This window comes from Thermogemmatispora sp. (assembly GCF_019683635.1).
Taxonomy (GTDB): domain Bacteria; phylum Chloroflexota; class Ktedonobacteria; order Ktedonobacterales; family Ktedonobacteraceae; genus Thermogemmatispora.
In genome coordinates this window covers 1-4,587 of sequence record NZ_JADGIA010000297.1, presented here as the reverse complement: position 1 = coordinate 4,587, position 4,587 = coordinate 1, and the positions used below count along the sequence as shown (strand labels likewise).

Below are 4,587 nucleotides of genomic sequence, written 5' to 3'. Positions count from 1 at the left end.
ATGCTCGCCTTATCGGCCCTGCTTTCAAGAGAAGACAAACCAGCAGAGGGCATTGCGCGCCCGCTGATCATCAAGAACCAGCTCACGAATGGCGTCGGGAAGCTGGTCACGCTGCCACTGGCATTCACGTTCTCGTGCGCGCTCGTCCTCACCTGCCGGGGCGGCAGCACGCGCGGCCTTGATCGCATAAGCAGCAGCGCCCAGGGCATGGGCGGCGACGTGGGCAACAACCGCCGCCTGACCAGCGGCATAGGCGGCATAGCGAGCGGCTCCGCGCAAGTCTCTGGCTGCCGCCATCGCATGCCCGCCAGCGGCGCGGGCCTCCATCATCTTCATCTCGCCGCGGACCCAGGCACGTGCAGCGGCGATAGCCTGGCGCGGTCGCGGGTCCTCTGGGCGAACCGCTTCGAAGAGCGGCAGCACGTGCTCTGCACAGGTGGCCGCCCAGAGAGCAAGCAATCGATGATGATCGTCGGTAAGCGTTCCACCGCGGCGGATGGTTATCAGGCGGGGATCGCGCTCCTTCGGTAGAATCATGCTCAATCCTTTCTTTCCCCTCTGCGCGAACTGTATGCAGGAAGCTCCTGGCTTGAGGCAGGGGTACTTGACGTATGGAGTGTCGAGTTGCTCAGCCTGAGTGAGCGTCGCTCTCCGATCCACTCAGGTTGGAATCAGTCTCGTCGGGTCTTGCCGGGGGAACCTGGCTCTCCTGAAAGCCTGGTAAGGCCCGGACCATGCGTTGAATCTCGCGCCACTGTTCCTGCGCTGCGCGCAAACGGCAGCGCATAAAGTCAACGCTCATGCTCAGATCCTGTTGGGAGCGCCGTTGCGCGGCATCGCGGATCACCAGTGTTGCGACGACCGAAGCGGCCTCTCCTGCCAGGGACGCGGCAACCTGCCCGGCCAGCGTGTAGATCGGGCCGTTGTTGGTCAGCGTGACCTCAAGGAGCGCCCCGGCGATATTAAAGACGATCATGACAACGGGAGTCCAGACCCTCAGCGGGATGCGCTGCCGTCTCTCTTGAAGCATCTGCACAATTCTTCTGGTCAGGCGCATATAGCTCTCATAGACGTGGGCGGTGCCCCCATCAGCAAAGGTCTGGGGATGGGCGAGCAAGTCCCGAAGCTGCTGCATATAGTGGTGCCATTCATCCATGCGGCGGATCTCCGCCACATCCCGCAGGCTGAGCAGGTGCAGAGACGGGAGATTCAGCCCTTGTTGCACAAGCTCAAAGGCCAGACGCTTAAGGAGCTGTACAATCTCCTCGCCGCTCATCGACGCCAGCCGTTGAAGAGCTACCAGCTCCTGTAAGGAGACACGTGGCAGGCTGTCGGCGGGCGTGAGCAGATAGCTTCCCAAAGCATTGGGGAGGTTCGCATTATAGCACAGATCGAAGAGCTGCTTCAGCTCTGCAGCGAAAGGCTTGCTGCCATCGTAGCGTCGCTCAGCCGTATTTGGCCCTGCCACCACGAACTCCCTATACAGGGCGTCGCGAGTCACATCCTTACCAGCGGCGGTCAGATCGAGACAGAAGCGCTCGACCTCGATCAGACGTTGACGAAAAGGCTCCCTGGCGCTCGCGGGGAGGGCAAGATCCTGGAGCCAGAGGTCGAGATCGTGCTGAGTGATGGACTTGGCGAAACTGGCAAAGGGGTGTACCAGGGCGCGCCTGGCCCGGCGCTCGTTCTCCTGATCATCCCAGGAAAGGCGGAGACAGCGAGGGCGCACCTCCTGGCATACCTCCCGCCACTGCTGGAAGGCTGTCGTGACACCATAAGCTTCTCCCTGGCCGCCTGGTGAGGATTGGGGTGGATCTGCTGGACTGCGCTCATGGAGCAGGAAGGGGACAATCGTAGCCTTCTCAAGCAACTCCTGGAAGATCGGGCGTGTAGGGTTGCGCCTACCGACGTAATCCTGCGTGACCGCTGCCGAGTTATAGAGGTACGCGCGATTCAGAATGATCTGTTCACTTTGGATCAGCAAGCGAACGTACTCTGAGCGGACGTAATTTCTTAAGATCCGATCGTGTTTCGATGTAACTCCACCGGCCTGAAAAACTGGCTGAAGCAAGCGGCATGGAAGCCACTGGTTATCGAGGGCCTGAGCCACAGCTGGAACAGACTGCAGCTCATCGGTACTCAGCCGCTCAAACTCGATGTTGCCGTCTTGCCCAAGCCGGGCAGCTGGTGGTGATGGTCGCGACGGTTGAGCCTGAGCCTGATCCTGGGCCATTTGGGAAGACGATTCGGGCGGTTGATTCATGGCCGGACTCCTTTCTCTACAGAGAGAGAAACGCCTCAGCCCACTCCTTTTTCCATGTCACCCGTACCTCGTGTGTAGATAACTTTTCATTGATTCCTTGACGTTGCCGACTCTATGTACTCCAATAGAGATCAAGCTGTCTGGGGGCAGAGCCAGGAGCAAACCGAAACCTGCCCTGCTGGGTGGCTATACGGGGCATGGTCGCAGAGCAGGGTCAGCATAGTCAAGAACCTCAAAAAGTGTGCAGGAGCAACGGCCAGATGGAGAATCCGGAGCAGTATTTCGAGCTGGTTCAGGAGCGTCCCGATCTCTTCGCCAATCCGTCGGGGGCCATCATTACCATCCTGCTTGGTCAGGAGGAGATTGCCCAGGCAGAAACCTCGATGCAAGAAGCACTGAGCGCGCAAGGGGTAACCCAGGAAAAGGCCAGGGAATGGGCGCAGGTGGGCGTCGCCTATCATGATCAATATCTGCTCGTGCTGCGCGATGCCGTGCGCTTCCCGGATGGAGCGATCGGCTCCTATATCCGCCTGGTGGCGCCGAGAGAGCAGACGCCTGGCGTTGTGATCCTTCCCATATATCAGGGGCAGATTCTGCTCTTGCGTCATTTTCGCCACGCCACCCGTAGCTGGCACCTGGAGATCCCGCGAGGATTTGGCTGGCCGGGCTGTACCAGCGAAGAAAGCGCCCGCCGAGAGCTGGTAGAAGAATTGGGTGCCGAGCCTTTGCGCCTCGTTCCCCTTGGCCAGATCCACCCCAATACCGGCATAACCGCGGAGTGCGATGAACTCTTTTACGCTGAAGTCGCAACTTATGGCACACCAGAGAAGCGGGAAGCCATTGGCGAGATTCTGCCGACGCCACTTTCCCTATTTGAGCGGCTGATCCGTGAGAATACGATCACCGACGGCTTCACGCTGGCAGCCTACGCGCGAGCCAGAGCGCGGGGACTGCTCTAGCCAGCCCGCGTAAGCGAAACAGTCACAGCGAGAGAGCCGCAGCCGAACAAGCAAACCGGCAGAGTGGCCCCTCCCAGCGCAGCGGAAGCAGCCTTTGCCACTGTTCACCTTGCCTGCTCAATCTCCACGCGACCGGCAAGCCAATCGCCGGGTATGGTATACTCTGCTTCGGAGTGCTGCCCGTTGACCTGCCTCCTCTGTAGAAGAGTGGTCGCTGCTGATCGAACAAGGAGGGCTGCGCAATGATTCGCGTCCTGATAGCCGACGATCACAAAGTAGTGCGCCAAGGATTGCGCCTCTTTCTCCGCATGGACCCGGATATCGAAATTGTAGGTGAGGCAGCGAACGGCGCCGAGGCCGTCGAACTGGCGCGCCAGCTGATGCCCGATGTTGTCTTGATGGACATTCTGATGCCCGTCATGGACGGCATAGCTGCCACGGCAGCCATTCGCAAAGAGCTGCCCGAGATCGAGGTGCTCGGGCTAACCAGCGTACTCGAAGAGAAGACCATTGTCGAGATTATGCGGGCTGGCGCCATTGGTTACCTGCTCAAAGACCTTGACGGCGAAGAGCTGTGTCGCTCACTGCGTGCTGCCGCCGCTGGCCAGGTGCAGCTCGCGCCCTCGGCCCTCACCCATCTGATGCACGAACTGCACGGACAGAGTCAGGTTGAGAAGCTGACCGGGCGCGAAAAGCAGGTGCTTCAGCTTCTCGGCCAGGGCCAATCAAACAAACAGATTGCGCGCTCACTCCATCTGCGCGAAGAGACAGTTAAGACCCACGTCAGCAACATTCTCCACAAGCTCGGCGTACAGAGTCGCACCCAGGCCGTCCTTTATGCCATGCGCAATGGCTTGATGCCCGCGCCCTAGCGCCTTCCTCGTCTATCCCACCTGGGAGGTGCGCCTCAAGGGAGGTACCACCATGTCACATAGCTCGCGACCCGCCCTGACGTCTCGCAGAGCAGACAGCAATCACCTGCCCCTTCAGCACCTGTTGCATCTCAGCCGACTGGACCCGACCATCGTAGCACCTTTGCTGGATCTTTCCCCGGACGGCTACCTGATCGGCAATGCCGAGCAGATCTGTCTCTATGGCAATCGGGCTGCTGCCGAGATCTTCGGACGCGAGGTCAGCAGCCTGCAGGGCCAGCCCCTGAACGTCCTCTTCCCCCAGCAGCAGAGTGACAGCGCCCACCTCTTCAGCCTGCAGGCTGGGCGCTGGTCTGCGGTCATCCTGCGTTCCAGTGGCGAGAAGCGGGAAGTGGAATGCCAGCAGAGCGTCATCGAGAGTCAGGGAGAGTGGTTCACCATCATCGTCATGCGTGACCTCACCTTCCAGCGCCAGCTTGAACGCAAAGCTGAA

5 protein-coding genes are annotated in these 4,587 nt (G+C 60.1%); 3 read left to right on the top strand and 2 right to left on the bottom strand.

Features of this window, described 5'->3' with window-relative positions; all coding sequences use genetic code 11:
* Positions 1 to 24 precede the first annotated feature (24 nt).
* Complete coding sequence (locus IRZ31_RS20325; RefSeq protein ID WP_297157277.1) at positions 25 to 537, bottom strand: putative immunity protein; 513 nt, start codon at positions 535 to 537, stop codon at positions 25 to 27.
* A gap of 91 nt (positions 538 to 628) precedes the next feature.
* On the bottom strand, positions 629 to 2,263 hold the full coding sequence (locus IRZ31_RS20320; RefSeq protein ID WP_297157274.1) for a hypothetical protein: 1,635 nt from the start codon (positions 2,261 to 2,263) through the stop codon (positions 629 to 631).
* Between the two features lie 260 nt (positions 2,264 to 2,523).
* Here IRZ31_RS20320 and IRZ31_RS20315 point away from each other — a divergent pair, with 260 nt between their 5' ends.
* The 3 genes from IRZ31_RS20315 to IRZ31_RS20305 form a co-directional block, all read left to right on the top strand.
* Entirely contained in the window at positions 2,524 to 3,222 is a 699-nt protein-coding gene (locus IRZ31_RS20315; protein ID WP_297157272.1) for an NUDIX hydrolase, read from the top strand.
* 242 nt (positions 3,223 to 3,464) lie between these two features.
* The gene (locus IRZ31_RS20310) at positions 3,465 to 4,094 is read left to right on the top strand and encodes a response regulator transcription factor (RefSeq protein WP_297157270.1); all 630 of its coding nucleotides are present in this window, start codon (positions 3,465 to 3,467) and stop codon (positions 4,092 to 4,094) included.
* Positions 4,095 to 4,146: 52 nt separating this feature from the next.
* On the top strand, positions 4,147 to 4,587 hold a 441-nt coding region (locus tag IRZ31_RS20305; RefSeq protein WP_297157267.1), incomplete at its 3' end, for a PAS domain-containing protein.

Excerpts from the sequence above, each read along its gene's own strand:
- IRZ31_RS20325 (WP_297157277.1), bottom strand. The coding sequence starts at position 537 with ATGATTCTACCGAAGGAGCGCGATCCCCGCCTGATAACCATCCGCCGC.
- IRZ31_RS20320 (WP_297157274.1), bottom strand. The coding sequence starts at position 2,263 with ATGAATCAACCGCCCGAATCGTCTTCCCAAATGGCCCAGGATCAGGCT.
- IRZ31_RS20315 (WP_297157272.1), top strand. The coding sequence starts at position 2,524 with ATGGAGAATCCGGAGCAGTATTTCGAGCTGGTTCAGGAGCGTCCCGAT.
- IRZ31_RS20310 (WP_297157270.1), top strand. The coding sequence starts at position 3,465 with ATGATTCGCGTCCTGATAGCCGACGATCACAAAGTAGTGCGCCAAGGA.